Source organism: Amycolatopsis sp. BJA-103 (assembly GCF_002849735.1).
In the GTDB taxonomy this organism is placed as follows: domain Bacteria; phylum Actinomycetota; class Actinomycetes; order Mycobacteriales; family Pseudonocardiaceae; genus Amycolatopsis.
This window is the reverse complement of sequence record NZ_CP017780.1, coordinates 3,683,348-3,699,218: the sequence shown is the minus strand read 5'-3', so window position 1 is coordinate 3,699,218 and position 15,871 is coordinate 3,683,348. Positions and strand designations below refer to the sequence as shown.

Annotated in this window: 15 protein-coding genes; 10 read left to right on the top strand and 5 right to left on the bottom strand. The window is 68.8% G+C overall.

Going from position 1 to position 15,871, the window contains the following annotated elements; all coding sequences use genetic code 11:
• Nucleotides 1–272: 272 nt before the first annotated feature.
• Nucleotides 273–626, bottom strand: a complete 354-nt coding sequence (locus tag BKN51_RS16070; protein ID WP_101608436.1) for a hypothetical protein — start codon at nt 624–626, stop codon at nt 273–275.
• Between the two features lie 315 nt (nt 627–941).
• Here BKN51_RS16070 and BKN51_RS16065 point away from each other — a divergent pair, with 315 nt between their 5' ends.
• A complete protein-coding gene (locus BKN51_RS16065; protein WP_168214335.1) occupies nt 942–4,637 on the top strand; it encodes a CARDB domain-containing protein in 3,696 nt (1,231 codons plus the stop codon).
• A 41-nt stretch (nt 4,638–4,678) separates the two neighbouring features.
• On the opposite strand, the gene BKN51_RS16060 is transcribed toward BKN51_RS16065, so the two are convergent.
• Nucleotides 4,679–5,233: a TetR/AcrR family transcriptional regulator gene (locus BKN51_RS16060; RefSeq protein ID WP_101608434.1), complete on the bottom strand. Its 555-nt coding sequence runs from the start codon at nt 5,231–5,233 to the stop codon at nt 4,679–4,681.
• Between the two features lie 97 nt (nt 5,234–5,330).
• Between BKN51_RS16060 and BKN51_RS16055 the strand changes: the two genes are divergently transcribed.
• From BKN51_RS16055 to BKN51_RS16045, 3 genes are all read left to right on the top strand, one after another.
• Nucleotides 5,331–6,242 (top strand): NmrA/HSCARG family protein, encoded by a 912-nt coding sequence (locus BKN51_RS16055; RefSeq protein ID WP_101608433.1) that lies wholly within the window; start codon nt 5,331–5,333, stop codon nt 6,240–6,242.
• A gap of 19 nt (nt 6,243–6,261) precedes the next feature.
• A complete protein-coding gene (locus BKN51_RS16050; protein WP_101608432.1) occupies nt 6,262–7,008 on the top strand; it encodes an aminoglycoside adenylyltransferase domain-containing protein in 747 nt (248 codons plus the stop codon).
• Nucleotides 7,009–7,076: 68 nt separating this feature from the next.
• A complete protein-coding gene (locus BKN51_RS16045) occupies nt 7,077–8,015 on the top strand; it encodes an alpha/beta hydrolase family protein (RefSeq protein WP_101608431.1) in 939 nt (312 codons plus the stop codon).
• Between the two features lie 125 nt (nt 8,016–8,140).
• On the opposite strand, the gene BKN51_RS16040 is transcribed toward BKN51_RS16045, so the two are convergent.
• The 3 genes from BKN51_RS16040 to BKN51_RS16030 all read right to left on the bottom strand — a co-directional run bounded on the left by BKN51_RS16040 (nt 8,141) and on the right by BKN51_RS16030 (nt 9,980).
• Nucleotides 8,141–9,070, bottom strand: a complete 930-nt coding sequence (locus BKN51_RS16040; RefSeq protein WP_233223138.1) for a S66 peptidase family protein — start codon at nt 9,068–9,070, stop codon at nt 8,141–8,143.
• 12 nt (nt 9,071–9,082) lie between these two features.
• Nucleotides 9,083–9,478 carry an ATP-binding protein gene (locus tag BKN51_RS16035; protein ID WP_101608430.1) on the bottom strand — a complete coding sequence of 132 codons (396 nt, stop codon included), beginning with the start codon at nt 9,476–9,478 and terminating at the stop codon, nt 9,083–9,085.
• 76 nt (nt 9,479–9,554) lie between these two features.
• Nucleotides 9,555–9,980 carry a Rid family hydrolase gene (locus BKN51_RS16030; protein ID WP_101608429.1) on the bottom strand — a complete coding sequence of 142 codons (426 nt, stop codon included), beginning with the start codon at nt 9,978–9,980 and terminating at the stop codon, nt 9,555–9,557.
• Between the two features lie 92 nt (nt 9,981–10,072).
• Between BKN51_RS16030 and BKN51_RS16025 the strand changes: the two genes are divergently transcribed.
• The 6 genes from BKN51_RS16025 (at nt 10,073) to BKN51_RS44950 (ending at nt 15,864) form a co-directional block, all read left to right on the top strand.
• Entirely contained in the window at nt 10,073–10,549 is a 477-nt protein-coding gene (locus BKN51_RS16025) for a MarR family winged helix-turn-helix transcriptional regulator (protein ID WP_101608428.1), read from the top strand.
• Nucleotides 10,550–10,576: 27 nt separating this feature from the next.
• On the top strand, nt 10,577–11,458 hold the full coding sequence (locus BKN51_RS16020; protein WP_101608427.1) for an 8-oxoguanine DNA glycosylase OGG fold protein: 882 nt from the start codon (nt 10,577–10,579) through the stop codon (nt 11,456–11,458).
• A 9-nt stretch (nt 11,459–11,467) separates the two neighbouring features.
• Nucleotides 11,468–11,722: a hypothetical protein gene (locus BKN51_RS16015; protein WP_101608426.1), complete on the top strand. Its 255-nt coding sequence runs from the start codon at nt 11,468–11,470 to the stop codon at nt 11,720–11,722.
• A gap of 147 nt (nt 11,723–11,869) precedes the next feature.
• Nucleotides 11,870–12,190: a helix-turn-helix domain-containing protein gene (locus BKN51_RS44955; RefSeq protein WP_146044324.1), complete on the top strand. Its 321-nt coding sequence runs from the start codon at nt 11,870–11,872 to the stop codon at nt 12,188–12,190.
• Between the two features lie 12 nt (nt 12,191–12,202).
• Nucleotides 12,203–13,285, top strand: coding sequence for a cytochrome P450 (locus tag BKN51_RS16010; protein ID WP_101608425.1), 1,083 nt, complete (start codon nt 12,203–12,205; stop codon nt 13,283–13,285).
• 122 nt (nt 13,286–13,407) lie between these two features.
• A complete protein-coding gene (locus BKN51_RS44950) occupies nt 13,408–15,864 on the top strand; it encodes an ABC transporter permease subunit (protein ID WP_101608424.1) in 2,457 nt (818 codons plus the stop codon).
• The last annotated feature ends 7 nt before the right edge of the window (nt 15,865–15,871 follow it).

Here is a 15,871-nt window from a genome sequence, read left to right as displayed (position 1 = left end):
TGCCGGCCGTGGCGGGATCGCCAGGGGTCACCCGGCCGGATCCGATGCCGGTTTTCCCATGCTAGGCAGGCGGATACGACCGTTGATAGCGACTAAAGACGGGAGAAGGCCGCGGTGGGCGGCGTCGATCCCGGTCTGTCGGCACGAGAGTGCCGATGGCACCGATGGGTCACGGGCCGACGGCCCCGGACGTCATGAAAGGGGCTTTCCTGACGAGATTCGTCAGGAAAGCCCCTTTCATGACACTCCCGAGGGGAGCCGCGACCAGGAGGCTAAAAGCGGCGCTTCCTCGGCGGCGCGGGGTCGAGCAGCTCTTCGGCGATGAGGATCGCCCGTTCCGACAGCGTGACGGACAATCGCTCCACCGAATCGCCGATCCGGCCTGCTTCCCGGCGCACGCCGTCGCCCATGGGCGCGCTGTGCCGATCGGCGAGACCCGCGAGCCTGCTCCCGGAGACCAGGACCAGATCGGCGAGCCGCTCGCCCAGTTCCGTCAGCCGGTTCGCCGTCCTGCCCGCCCGGCGGGCCACCAGGTCTTCGGTCTCCCGTCGCAGCTCCCGGACCGCGGACCTCGACTCGACTGTCGTCCCGGTGAGTGCGGACCTCAGGGTTTTTGTCACGTCCATCAGGAATCGACCTCCACGCGGCTTGCCTGCGTTTGAGTGTACGCCCGTACTCCCGATTTATGGAATACGAGGTTCTGAGTTCCCTTGTGTCAAAGGAAACCAAGAAAATTCAGTGCACAGGTATGAGCTGACTGGGGCGCGACCTCGCCCGGTGATCGACCACAGTATGGCCGAGAGGTGCGCCTGGCGTCTCCGCCTACGCAAGCAGTCGCAAAATTTCTGAAATGTGTCAACTTCTTGCATTTTGTCTCCGGGTTGTTGCATGCTCGTAACGCTCTGGCTCCCTCCCCGCTGTCTCAAAGAAGAGAAGACGCCATGACACGTATGCGCCTGTCCCGGCTCATCGCCGGTTGCCTGGTCACGGGGCTTTCCGTCGCCGGACTCTCCCTCGCTTCCGCCGCGAGCGGGCCACCCCCGGACCCCGCCGCCCCACCCGGACCGGCCGCGCTCGCCGAGGTGCCGTTGACCCGGACGGTGTCGGCGAGCAGCGCGCTGCCCGGCTATCCCGTCGCGAACGCCGTCGACGGAAACCAGGACAGCTACTGGGAATCGGCCAACAACGCGTTCCCCCAGTGGATTCAGGCCGACCTCGGGGCGGCCAAGACCCTCTCGCGGATCGCACTGAAACTGCCGTCGGGCTGGGAGGCCCGCACCCAGACGCTGACCGTGCGCGGAAGCGCCGACGGCACGGCGTTCACCGACCTCGCCGCCCCCGCCGGCTACGCGTTCACCCCCGGCGCGAACACGGTCACCATCCCGCTGACGACGTCGGCCCGCTACGTGCGGTTGCAGGTCACGGCCAACACGCGCTGGCCCGCCGCGCAGCTTTCGGAGTTCGAGCTGTACGGGCCGGACACCGGTGACACCCAGGCACCGAGCGCGCCCGCGAACCTCGCGCTGACCGAACCCGCCTCCGGCCAGATCCGGCTGACCTGGTCGGCCTCGGCCGACAACGTCGGGGTCACCGGCTACACCGTCTACCGCGACGGCACACCGGTCACCACGATCACCGGCACCACGTTCACCGAGGCCCGGCCCGCAGGGACGCGGGCCGAGTACTTCGTGCGGGCCAAGGACGCCGCGGGCAACGAGTCCGGCGACAGCAACCACGTCGTGCGCTCCGGGACGAGCGCGGGCGCGAACCTGGCGGCGGGCAAGCCGATCGAGGCCACTTCGGTGGCACACTCGTTCGTCGCCGCCAACGCCAACGACAACAACACCGCCACCTACTGGGAATCCGCCGCCGGCCACCCGAATTCCCTGACGGTGAAACTCGGGACCGACGCGGACGTCGACTCGGTCGTGGTGAAGCTGAACCCGGACGCGATCTGGGGCGCGCGGACGCAGAACTTCGAGATCCTCGGCCGTGAGCAGGGGGCCACGGCGTTCACGTCGCTGTCGGCGCGGGCGGATCATCGCTTCGATCCGGCGGCCAACCAGAACACCGTGACCATTCCGGTCAGCGGCCGCGCGTCGGACGTGCGCCTGCAGTTCTTCGCCAACTCCGGTGCTCCCGGTGGTCAGGCCGCGGAGTTCCAGGTGATCGGCACCCCGGCGCCGAACCCGGATCTCGTCGTCACCGGCGCGACCTGGACGCCGTCGAACCCGACGGAGACCAGCCAGCTCGCCGTCTCGGCGACGGTGAAGAACGCGGGTACCGCGAACGCGGCCTCGACCAGCGTCAACGTCAGCCTCGGCGGCACCGTCGTCGGTAACGCGACTGTCGGGGCGCTCGCCGCCGGAGCGTCCACCACGGTGACCGTGAACGCGGGAACACGGCCGCAGGGCACGTACACCGTGGCCGCCACGGTCGATCCCGCGGGGACGGTGCCCGAGCAGAACGAAACCAACAACACCCACACCTCCCCGACGCCGCTGGTGATCGGGCAGTCGCCGGGGCCGGACCTGGAGGTCACCGGCATCACGTCGAACCCGCCCAACCCGGCGGCCGGCGCGGCCGTGTCGTTCACCGTCGCGGTGCACAACCGCGGCACGAGTGACGCGGGCGCCTCGGTGACCCGGCTGGTCGTCGGCGGTACCACGCTGACCGGCGCCACCGGCGTGATCGCGGCGGGCGCCACCGCGAACGTCGCGATCTCGGGGACGTGGACCGCGGCCAACGGCGGGGCGACCCTCACCGCGACCGCCGACGCGACCGGCACGGTCACGGAGACCAACGAGTCCAACAACGGCCTGTCGCGGCCGATCGTGGTGGGCCGCGGCGCGGCGGTGCCGTACGCCGAGTACGAGGCGGAAGCCGCGCAGTACCAAGGAGAATTGCTGGAGGCCGACCCGCTGCGGACGTTCGGGCACACGAACTTCGCGACCGAGTCCTCCGGCCGCAAGTCCGTGCGGCTGGCGAACCAGGGCCAGTACGTGGAGTTCACGTCGGCGAACCAGGCGAACTCGATCGTCGTGCGCAACTCCATCCCCGACGCCCCGGGCGGCGGCGGACAGGACGCGACGATCAGCCTGTACGTCAACGGCACCTTCGCGCAGAAGCTGACCCTGTCGTCGAAGCACAGCTGGCTCTACGGCAGCACCGACGATCCCGAGGGCCTGACGAACACCCCGCAGGCCAACGCTCGACGGTTGTTCGACGAGTCGCACGCGCTGCTGTCGCAGTCGTACCCGCCGGGCACGAAGTTCAAGCTGCAGCGCGACAGCGGGGACAACGCGGCGTTCTACATCGTCGACCTCATCGACCTCGAGCAGGTCGCGCCCGCGTCGGAGAAGCCGGGGAACTGCACGTCGATCACGGAGTACGGCGCGGTGCCGAACGACGGGAACGACGACTCGGCGGCGATCCAGCGCGCGGTCACCGACGACCAGAACGGCGTGATCGGCTGCGTCTGGATCCCGGCGGGGCAGTGGAGGCAGGAGAAGAAGATCCTGACCGACGACCCGAACGTGCCCAACGGCGGCGGCCAGTACAACCAGATCGGCATCTCCAACGTGACGATCCGCGGCGCCGGGATGTGGCATTCGCAGCTGTACTCGCTGATCGAGCCGCAGAACGCGGGCGGCATCAACCACCCGCACGAAGGCAACTTCGGCTTCGACATCGACAAGAACACCCAGATCTCCGACATCGCCATCTTCGGTTCCGGCCGGATCCGCGGCGGGGACGGCAACGCCGAGGGTGGAGTCGGTCTCAACGGCCGGTTCGGCACCGGCGCGAAGATCTCGAACGTCTGGATCGAGCACGCGAACGTCGGGGTGTGGGTCGGCCGGGACTACAGCAACCTGCCGTCACTCTGGGGTCCGGGCGACGGCCTGGAGTTCAGCGGCATGCGCGTCCGGAACACCTACGCCGACGGGATCAACTTCACCAACGGCACCCGGAACTCGAAGGTGTTCAACTCGTCGTTCCGCACCACCGGTGACGACTCGCTGGCGGTGTGGGCGAACCAGTACGTGAAGGACACGTCGCAGGACATCGCGCACGACAACGTGTTCGCCAACAACACGATCCAGCTTCCGTGGCGTGCCAACGGGATCGCGGTCTACGGCGGCTACGGCAACAAGATCGAGAACAACATCGTCCTCGACACGATGAACTATCCGGGCATCATGCTGGCGACGGATCACGATCCGCTGCCGTTCTCCGGGCAGACCCTCATCGCGAACAACGCCCTGTACCGCTGCGGCGGGGTGTTCTGGGGTGAGCAGCAGGAGTTCGGGGCGATCACGTTCTTCGCGCAGGGCAAGGACATTCCCGGCGTGGTCCTGCGGGACACCGAGATCCACGACTCGACCTACGACGGTGTCCAGTTCAAGACCGGCGGCGGTGTCGTGACGGCGGCCGTCACAGTCGTCAAGATCGACAAGTCGAACAACGGGGCCGGCATCCTCGCGATGAGCGGCGCCCGCGGCAGCGCGACACTGACGAACGTGACGATCACGAATTCGGCGACGGGCGACGTCGTCCGCGAACCGGGTTCGCAGTTCGTGATCAACGGCGGGCTGGTGCCCGCGGTGGTCTCGTCGGGCCGTCGCGGCACGAGGTAACCACGGACGGGGCCGGGGTGGGCGACCACTCCGGCCCCCGTTCAGTTCCGCGGGCTCAACCCCGCCACCGTCAGCCGGAACAGCCGGTCCGCCCGCGCGGCCGGATCGGGATGGTGCTCGGTGGCCAGGACGATGCCGACGATGACGGCGATCAGGTCTCCGACGGTGACCTCCGGTGCCACCACGCCGTCTCCTGCGGCCCGGCGCAGAAGCGGTTCGCCCGCGTTTTCCAGCGCCGACGAGCAGGAATTTTCGTGCACCGGGCCGTCATAGGCGAGCGCGGCCGCCAGCCCCCGGGCGGAGACGCAGTAGGCGACGACCTCGTCGAGCCACTCCATGAGCGAGGCCCTGCTGTCGCCCTTGCCGGTCAGTTCGGCGGCGCGGGCGCACAGTGCCTCGATCCGGTGCGCGGACACCGCCTCCAGCAGGGCGCGGCGAGTGGGGAAGTGGCGGCGGACCGTCGCCGAACCGACGTTCGCGGTGCGGGCGATCTGTTCCAGTGAGGCCCCGGCGCCGTGCGCGGCGACCTCCTCCTCGGCGACCGCGAGGATGCGCGCGTAGTTGCGCCGCGCGTCGGCGCGCTGTCCGTCGGACATGCCTTCACCTCGTTGGTTGCGTAAGTGGCGGGGCCCGCCATATCGTAGCGGACGATAAGTGGCGGACCCCGCCACTTACGTTCGCGAAGGAGCGACCATGTCCGCAGAACCCGTTCTGGTCACCGGTGCCACCGGCAGGCAGGGTGGCGCGACCGCCCGTGCCCTGCTCGCGGCGGGCGTCCCCGTTCGTGCCCTGGTGCGCGACCCGGCCAGGGCCAGGTCCATCGAAGCGCTCGGCGCCGAGCTCGTCGTCGGCGATCTCCACGACATCGATTCCCTGGTCCGGGCCGCCAAGGGCGCTCGCGCCGTGTTCTCCGTGCAGATGCCCGGCATGAATGCGGAAGGCTTCGACTTCGCCGGGGAAGTGACCCAGGGAGTCAACCTCGTCGAGGCCGCGAAAGCTGCCGGAGTGCTGCAGTTCGTGCACACGTCTGTTTCCGGTGCGGGTCAGCACATCGAAGCTCCCGGCTGGGCCGAGGGGCACTGGGCGTCGATGGAGCCCACGCTCGGTGCCAAGGCCGCGATCCAGGACCGGGTCCGGACGGCGGGTTTTGCGCGGTGGACCTTGCTCAAACCGGGTTTCTTCATGGAGAACTTCCTGCCGTCCATGACGTTCCTGTTCCCGCGAGGCATCGACGGTGGTCTGGTGAGTGTCATCAAGCCGGAGACCCGCCTCTCGCTGGCTGCGGTGGATGACATCGGCACCGCGGCCGCGGCGGCCATCGCCGAGCCGGAGCGTTTCGACGGCGTCGAACTGGAGCTGGCGAGCGACTTCCTGTCGATGCGGGAAATCGCCGAGATCCTCTCCCGGACTTCCGGTACGCGACTGTCCGCACCGGACATGACGGTGGAGCAGGCGCTCGCCGCCGGAATGCCGTCGATGGGCGCTTCGCACGAGTGGCTGAACGTCGTCGGGCAGCCGGGGCGCCCGGAATACGCGAAGGAACTGGGGCTTCCGCTCACCGGCTTCGACGAGTGGGCGCGGAAATACCTGCGTCCCGGGGCCTGACCTGTGTGATCGTCGGGGCATGTCCATCGAGCCTCTTCTGGATCACCTCGACCGCGAGAATCCCGGCGACGTCATCGGGTCCTATCTCTACGGTTCCGCCGTGGCCGGCGGACTCCGGCCGGACAGCGACGTCGATCTGCTGCTGGTCACTCGCAGGTCGCTCACCGGTCCGGAACGGGCGAGTCTGGTCTCGCTGCTGTTGGGTGTCTCGGGCTGGCGTGGTCACGCCGCACGCTTTCCCGAAGTCGCGGATCGCCGTCCGATCGAGCTGACCGTTCTGGTGGCGGGCGACCGGTTTCGTCGCGATTTCCAGTACGGCGAGTGGCTTCGCGAAGACTTCGTGGCCGGTCGTCTTCCCGAGCCCGCCGAGGATCCCGACGTCGTGATCCTCGTTGCCACCGCTCATGCGGCACATCGGGTCCTGCGAGGTCCGGCACTCGCCGAAGTGCTCGAACCCGTTGCGGGCGACGAGCTGCGACAGTCGGTCCGTGTCGTCGTCCCCGGCCTGATCGAGGAGATCGACGGCGACGAACGCAACGTCCTGCTCACCCTCGCCCGGGTCCTCGCGACCCTGGAAACTGGTGAGGTCGTGACCAAAGACGCCGCGGCGGCCGCTGTCGCGCCGACGCTCGACGGCGTGGATCGCGAGTTGCTGGAGCTCGCGCGAGCGGGCTACCTGGGTCTCGTCCAGGACGACTGGGCCGGGCTGAGGACGGAGGCGGCCTCGCTCGCACACCTTCTCGCGGGCCGGGCGAGGGGCGTTTGACAAAGCGGAACGTTGCTCCGTATGTTTGTGGAACATCGTTCCGCTTAGTCTTCGGTTAAGGACCAGTCATGAGCTTTTCGACCACCGCACCCGTTCTGTCGGTCAGCCCGGTGGTGCTGCCCACGCCGGATCGCGCCGTGGATCTGCAGGTCAAGGTCTCCGTGCCGGTGGCAGGAGACGGACTGCCGATCATCCTGCTGTCGCACGGCCAGGGGCCCTCGAACCATCTGTCGTCACTGAACGGCTATGCCCCGCTCGTGAATTTCTGGGCGGCACGCGGGTTCGCGGTCCTCCAGCCCACTCATCTCAGCTCCAGGACGCTGAACCTGGACTCCGGAGACCCCGAAGCGCCGCTGTACTACCGGTCGCGTGCCGAGGACATGATCCGCATCCTCGACCGGCTCGACGAGATCGAGGCGGCCGTGCCGCACCTTCGCGGACGCCTGGACCGGGGCAAGATCGCCGTGGCCGGGCACTCGATGGGCGGCCACACCGCGAGCCTGCTGCTCGGCGCGCGATACACCGAGCCTCGCGACGGAACGGAGGTGAACCTGGCCGATCCCCGTGTCTCCGCCGGAGTTCTGCTCGCCGCGCCCGGACGCGGTGGCGACGCCGTCACCGGGTTCGTGGCGGAGAACTACTCCTTCTTCCTGAGTACGGACTTCTCCGCGATGACGACGCCCGCGCTCGTGGTCGCCGGTGACAAGGACGCGTCCGCCCATCTGACGGTGCGCGGTCCGGAATGGCACGCCGATCCGTACTTCCTTTCGCCGGGGCGCAAGACCTTGCTCACCCTGTTCGGCGCGGAACACGGGCTCGGCGGGATCTCCGGCTACGACGTCGCCGAGACGACCGACGAGAATCCGGAACGGGTGGCCGCGGTGCAAAGGCTCACGTGGGCCTACCTTCGCAGTGAGCTCTACCCCGGCGATTCCGCTTGGCGGGAGGCGTCCGCCGAATTGACCGGCGGCTCCGACGCGGTCGGGCGAGTCGACGTCAGGTATTGAGGGGGAAGAGTAAAGGGGCGTGCCTGGTCGGGTTGGTCGTGAGTGGCGTTTCGGGTTCTAACCCGAAACGCCACTCACGACCAACCGGACCCACAAGTCACCTTTGGCTTACCCCTCAATAGATCTCAGCGCACCGCCGGTTCGACGGTGAGCGTTCCCGACTTCGTGTCCAGGACGGCGGCCGGTCCCAGGGGGAGGGAAAGCGGGTCCGGGCCGTGTCCGACGTCGAGCCCGCCGAGCACCGGCACCCCCAGTGAGCCCAGCCGGTCCTTGAAGACGTCGACGAGAGTCCACTCGCGATCGACATAGCCCTCGAAACCGGGAAACCGGCCGAGGGCGACACCCCGCACGCCTTGGAGTGAGCCGGATCGGATCAACTGGGTGAGCTGCCGGTCGACGTGTCCGAGGCCGATGGCGCGCTCGGCTTCGAGGAACAGGATGGTTCCCGCCAGGGAAGGCAATCCGACGCCGACGGCGTGGGCGAGGGTGCCGAGGTTGCCGCCGACAAGGTTGCCGGCGGCGATGCCGGGTACTTCGGCGGCGACGGTCATGGCGCGCGGGTCGCGGTGCAAGGTGGTGGATTCGCTGCTCATCAGCAACCGCCGGGTCGCGTTCGCGGACCGGGAGCCTGCCAGGAAGCCATGGATTCCGGCCAGTCCGCACTGCCGCCAGAGCGCCAGGTGCAAGGCGGTGATGTCGCTGAAACCGACCATCGGCTTGGGGTCGGCCCGGACCGCGGCGAAGTCGATCTCGTCGGCGATGCGGTACGCGCCCGCGCCGCCGCGGGTGGCGATCACCGCGCGGACACCGGGATCGCGGAACGCGTCGTCGAGATCGGACAGGCGGTCTTGGTCCCGGCCCGCCAGGTACCCCCACTGGTCGAGCGCGTGCGCGCCGACTTCGGCCACCAGGCCCCAGCCCTCCAGGACCGCCGCGGACTCGGCGAGCAGCTCACGGCTCGGAAAGCTGGCGGGGGACACGAGGCGAACGCGATCACCCGGCCGCAGCATCGGTGCCACCAGGACGCGGCGTTCGGTGCTTCGCGAGCCTGTCACCCGATGATCGTGTCAGAGCACCGGGATCTCCGCCCACACCGTTTTGTACCCGGCGCCGGTGTCCACACCCCAGGTGGTGCTGATCGCCTCGACCAGCGCGAGCCCTCGCCCGTGGGGGCTCGCCGGATCCTGTTTCGTCACGCGGCGTGGCTTCAGCCGCGGGCGACGGTCGTCGACTTCGACGCGGACCACGTCGCGGCCGGAGGGGACGGACACCCTCAGCTCGGCGACGCCGTCCGCGTGTTCGTGCGCGTTGGTGAGCAGTTCCGTGGTCAGGAGTTCGGTGTCCGCCATGGTGATTCGCCCGACGCCGTTCAGCTGATCTCGCAGCCAGGCCCGGACCTTTCCCAGCGGCGGGGCGACACCACTGGGGAATTCGTAAGCTTGCCTTGTTCCGGTTGTACCCACGCGTGTCTCCTTAGCGGGTTTCCCAGCTGGGCCAAGAGCATGGGCGCAGTGGGGGAGTACCCAAGGAGGACGGGGTTCACACGCGGGCGGGATCGGCGATCGCGGTGACCCGGATCTCCACTCGCATCTTCGGGGCGCCGAGGGCGGGAACGCCGATCTCGGTCCAGATCGGCGCCCGGTCGCCCAGGTGCTCGCGGAACTGTTCGACCATGACTCGGTTGTGGGTCTCGCCGATGAAACCGGGGGATTCCGGGACGTGGTACGAGTTCACGGCGATGACGTCGCGCCAGGTGGCGCCCGCGGTGGCGAGGGTCCGTTCGACGTTCTCGAAGGCCCGGACGATCTCGTCCTCCAGTGATTCCGGGAAGGTGAGGTCGTCGTCCCAGCCGCCCTGTCCCGAGATCTCGACGCGATCGCCGACGCGCACCGCTTGGCTGTAGCGCATCTCGGCCAGCTGCCGGTCGCCGTATCCGGGGGTGGCGAAGAACTCCGGCTCGGTCATGGTGGATCCTTTCGTTGACTTCATCCTTGAAGTCAACGTAGCACGGAATGACTTCACGTGTGAAGTTGCGCGATCCTGGGTAAGGTTCCGCCATGGCCACCTCCGACCAGGACGACGCGTTGTGGCTGAACCCTGCCGAAAAGGAGGCTTGGACCGGGCTGGTCTCGCTGGTCCTCCTGCTGCCGGGGAAGCTGGAGTCGCCACTGCAGCACGACGCGGGGCTGACACTGTTCGAATACCTGACCCTCAGTCATATTTCGGAGGCTCCGGAACGGCGTCTGCGGATGAGCGAGCTGGCCTATCTCGCCAACGGTTCGCTCTCGCGTCTGTCCAATGTGGTCAAACGCTTCGAGCAGCGGGGGTGGGTGGAGCGCTCGCCCGACCCCGACGACGGCCGGTACACTCTCGCTGCGCTCACCGACGACGGTTACGACGTGGTGGTGGCCGCGGCACCCACGCACGTCCGGTCCGTGCGGGACCTCGTGCTCGACCCCTTGACCGCCGAGGATCAGCAGGCGCTGGCCCGGATCGCCGCCAAGCTGCGGACGAGGCCGGCCGACCTCGCCTAGGCCGACCCTCTTTGCCAGGAGGAACGTGTGACAGCCGAACCGTGTGAGACGCCGATACCGTCCGCGTTGACCCATGCCGTCCGGCGATGGCGGGACCACGGCGAACCGTCGCAGCCGGCTTCCCGCTGGTCCCGCGGTTCCTGGCTCAAGCGGTTACCGGAGCATCATTCGTTCCTCGACGCCCTGCCGGAGCACATCGATCGGGCCGAAGCGACGCGGTACGCCGAGCGCGCCACTACACCGGAGGGCGCCGAAGGGGCCTTCCTGGTCGCGATGATCTGGGGATACGGATCGGTCGGCTACGGCGCCTGGCGCACCGCGCGCGTGCTGGCCGAGAACCCGCACGCGGTCGATCGGCTGGCGGAGGTGGCCCTCGTCGCTCGAGATCGCGGCGGTGTCGCCGCGTTCCACGATCTGGCGGCCCGGCCGCTGCGGTATCTCGGTGTCGCCTTCGGTACCAAGTATCTCCGGTTCGTCACCACCGCGCTGGCTCCCGCCGACGCCGGCGCCCCGATCCTGGACGCCGTCGTCCGTCGCTGGCTCGCCACTCACGCAGGCCTGCGCCTGGACATCGACGCATGGCGGCCGGCCGTCTACGAAAAGTATGTCGCGTTGCTGGGGTCGTGGTCGGAGAAGCTCGACCTGACCGTGGACACGGTGGAGCAAATGATCTTCCGGTCGGCGATCAGCCAGGAAGGGTCGGCTCTGTGGGGTGAGCAATGGGCGAGCTCCGACGAGTCGGGGTCGCCCACGCAACTCGCGGAAGCCGCACTCCTCGAACTCGAGAGGCTGTTCGACACCGCCGACACCGCACGCGCGCAGGAAGCCAGATCCCACTTGGACGAACTGGCGCGGATCATCCCGAGAGGCTGGGCGCCCGAGACCCGGCAACCACCCCGGGACGTCTAGCATCCGGACATGGACAGGGCTGGGGAAGACGACCTCGTCATCGAATTCGTGCCGCCTTTGATCGCGCTGCTGCTGGCCGCGGAGCGCTCGAAGGGAGGACCCCTCACGGAGGAGGAGGTCATCGAAATCCGTGACGGGGCAACATGTATCCGCTCGCCGAAGTCTCTGTCCGAGGCGATGGCTGAACAGCGCGGCTACACCGACCTCGACCCTGAGCGATGCTGGGAGCAGTGGCGGTCCGTGCGGACCGAACTGGTGGAGTGAGCGCTTCGGCCACGGAAATAGGATGTGACCGCTTCGCCGATCAGGCGCCCTTGGCCGCATGCCGGAGTGGTGGTGATGGCCTATGAGCGTCTCTCCCGTCCACACCCACCTCGTACCCGCCGACCTGGCTGACCGCGTCAGCCGGGTGTGGCGGCGCAGCGGGGAACTACCGCCCGCGTTGCCGTAGCCGTCCGTGGACCTGCTCGTGTTCGCGGACGGGTCGCTGTGGTTGGCCGGGCCGGAGACGGAAGCCAGAACCGGGAGCCTGACCGAGCCGTTGACGGAGGTGCGGTCGCGGCCGGGTTGTCCGAGCGGCAGTTGCGGCGGCGATTCCTGGTGGCCGTCGGGTTGAGCCCCAAGGCCTACGCGCGAGTCGTCCGGTTGCATCGGGCGATGGCGCTGGCCCGGTCGTCTTCGGTCCCGGACTGGGCGTCGTGTGTTCGTTTCTTCCAAGCCGCGGCCGGATAGCACTCTGTGCGGATGTCCCTTGAGGAGATCTTCGCTTTCCACAGACAAGAGGTGGGTCCGGTGCGGTTCGCCGAGCCCTTCGGCGGCTGGGTGGTCACCCGGTACGCGGACGTGGACAGAGTGCTCACCGAGCACGAGGTGTTCTCCTCCGACGAGCTGCGCTACAGCGCCCGGCCGGTCCCGCACGGCTCGAACCCGTTGTTGCGAGGACTGCAGGCGATCGATCCGCCCCGGCACCATGTGTTGCGCCGGATCGTGAGCCGGGTCTTCACTCCCCGGGCCGTGTCGGCGCTGGAGCCGTCGATCACGGCGAGGGTCGACGCCCTGCTCGCTGCGGCCGGGCCGAGTTTCGGCCTGATCGGAGAGCTGGCCAACCCGTTGTCGGTGCACACGATCGCGGGCCTGCTCGGCGTGCGGCCGTCGCGGTGGCCCGATTTCGTCCGGTGGACCGAAGCCATCACGTCGTACTTCGGCAGGTTCACCGAAGACGAGTCCCGCCGGACCGCTTTCCACGAGGCACTGACGGAAATGGGCGACTACTTCCGAGAAGAGTTCGAACGCCCGGCCGGCATCATCGCGACCCTGATGGCGTCGGATCTCACCGAGCGCGAGCTGATCGACTTCTGCGCGTTGCTGCTGATCAACGGCCACGAGACGACCAAGACCCTGCTCGTGAACGCCGTCCTTTGCCTTGCCGCCCAACCGAAACCGGGCGACGTCCGCTCGGCCGTCGAGGAGGTCCTCCGCTACTTGCCGCCCACGGGCGGGACGGACCGGTTCGTCACCCGGCCCACCACCCTCGGCGGTCGGGAACTCCAACCGGGCCAGAGAGTCGTCGCGATGATCACGGCGGCCAACCGTGACCCCGGGGCCTTCACCGACCCGCACACCTTCGATCCCGGCCGGACACCCAACCCTCACCTGTCCTTCGGGCACGGCATCCACTTCTGCCTGGGCGCCCATCTCGCCCGGATGGAAGTCCGCATCGCCCTCGAAGCCCTGCTGGCCCGCACTTGGCGGATCGCCGACCTGGACACCCACTGCACCCCGGTCGGCATCGACGTCCTGAAAGCCACTCTGGCGATCACGGCGTGATTCGGCCGAAGGTGACCGGCCGCTCACGTGCGGTTTACGCCGGGCTGTGGACAGGAGCCCCGCGGACGTGTTGGGCTGAGACCCGGCCGAACCCGGCCTGATCGGTTGTTTTCTGCCCTGCGATGTCGAGGAGCGGCGCCCTGAGCCTGTGGGAGTACCTCCGAGAGAACTGGATCGACGTCGTGAACGACGCGATCCTGCACGTGGATCTCACCCTGGCGGCGATGGCGCTGGCCGTGCTGGTCGGCATGACGATCGGCCTGCTCACCTACCGGCGGCAGTGGCTCGGCGCGATGGCGACCACGACGACGGCGGCGTTCCTGACCATCCCGTCGATCGCGCTGCTGGGCATCCTGATCGGCCCGTTCGGGCTGGGGCTGACGAATGTCCTGTTCGCACTGGTGCTCTACGCGCTTCTGCCGATCACGCGCAACACGATCGTCGGGCTGCGTGGCGTCGACCCGGCCGTGGTGGACGCGGCACGCGGGATGGGGTTCGGCCGCACGCGGCTGCTGTTCCGCGTGCGGCTGCCGCTCGCCTGGCCGGTGATTCTGTCCGGTATCCGGGTCTCGACGCAGATCACGATCGGGATCGCGGCCATCGGCGCCTATGTCAAAGGCCCCGGCCTCGGCAACGAGATCTTCGACGGGCTCGGCCGGTTCGGCTCGGTCAACTCGCTGAACCAGGTACTCACCGGAACGCTCGGGATCATGGTGCTGGCGCTGCTGTTCGACCTGGCCTTCGTGGTGGTCGGCAAGCTGACCACCCGGCGACGTCCCCGTGCCCTGAGAGCGCCGGCTTCGGCTGCGCCGGGGGGAGTGGCCGGAAAGGGCGGTGAGACGATCGAGCTGCGGGACGTCGGCAAGCTCTACCCCGGACGAGCGGTACCGGCGGTCGAAAGCCTGACGATGCGCATCCCCGCGGGCGAAATCGTCGTGCTGACCGGGCCGTCGGGGTGCGGGAAGACGACGACCATGCGGATGATCAACCGGCTCGTCGAGCCCACCGCGGGCGTCGTCACGATCGGCGGCACCGACGTGTCGGCGCTCGACCTCGACGAACACCGGCGCAACACCGGCTACGTCATCCAGCAGATCGGGCTCTTCCCGCACCTGCGAGTGGACGCCAACATCGGCGTGGTGCCACGGCTGCTCGGGTGGACTCGACGCCGCGTCTCCGACCGTGTGCGCGAGTTGCTCGACGTCGTCGGCCTGACCCGCGAGCACGGCGTCCGGTACCCGCGTGAGCTTTCCGGCGGTCAGCAGCAGCGCGTCGGGGTGGCGCGGGCGATGGCCGCGGACCCGCCGGTCATGCTGATGGACGAGCCGTTCGGCTCCACCGACCCGATCACGCGCGCCCGGTTGCAGGACGAATTCCTTCGTCTGCAAGGGGAAGTACGCAAGACGATCGTGTTCGTCACGCACGACTTCGACGAGGCGCTGAAGGTCGGCGACCGGATCGCCGTGCTGCGGCCGCGGTCGGTGATCGCTCAGTACGACACGCCCCAGGCGATCCTCGCCGCGCCGGCGGACGACTACGTCGCGAGCTTCGTCGGCTCGAAGCGAAACCTGAAACGGCTCGCGCTGATCCGGGTGGGTGACCTGGACCTCCAGCCGTCGGCCGAGCCGGACGGCCTGCCTTCTGTCCGCCCCGATGACACCCTGCGGGACGTGCTGGACGTGATGGTGCGGACCGGCAGCACCGCGGTCGTGGTCACCGAGGACGGCACCGCGCAGGGGGTGTACGACGTGCCGCGTCTCGTCGCGGCGCTCAGACCCACCGAAGAGGCGCCCGCGCCCGCGATCCCTGACGCGGTGGAGGCGCCCGGGCCGGACACGACGGTGCCCGCGCGGCCTCGCCGACGACGGCTCGGCCTGCTGGTGCGCCCGGTCCTGCTGGCCCTCGCCTTACTGGCGCTCTTCCTGATCGTGCGTGCGCAACCGCTCGACTCGATCGAACAGCGCTTTCTCAACCCCGGCGAGATCTTCACCGAACTGAGCGCGCACCTGCGGCTCACCCTGATCTCGACGGTGTGCACCATCGCCATCGCCCTCCCGCTCGGCATCCTGCTCACCCGCGCCGGCGCCCGCTGGGCCCGGCCCATCGGCCTGGGGCTGGGCAACCTCGGCCAGGCGATCCCGTCGATCGGGCTCGTCGTGCTGCTCGCGCTCTGGATCGGCACGGGCACCGCGACGGCGGTGGCGGCGCTCGTCGTCTACGCGACCTTGCCGGTGCTGCGCAACACGATCGTCGGGCTCGACGGTGTCGACCCGACCCTCGTCGACGCCGCGCGCGGCATGGGCATGGGCAAGGCGGCCATCCTGTGGCGGATCGAACTGCCGCTGGCCGTCCCGGTGATTCTCGCCGGTGTCCGGACCGCGCTGGTGCTCACCGTCGCGAGCGCGACGCTGGCGACGTTCGTCGGCGCCGGCGGTCTCGGCGGCGGGCTCGTCGCCGGGATCGGGCTGTACCGCCCGATCCTGAGCCTGACCTTCGGCATCATCGTCGCCGCACTGGCGCTCTTCGTCGACTGGCTGGGGCTGGTCGCCGAGGAGGTCCTGCACCCGCGCGGCATGTAGCTCGACC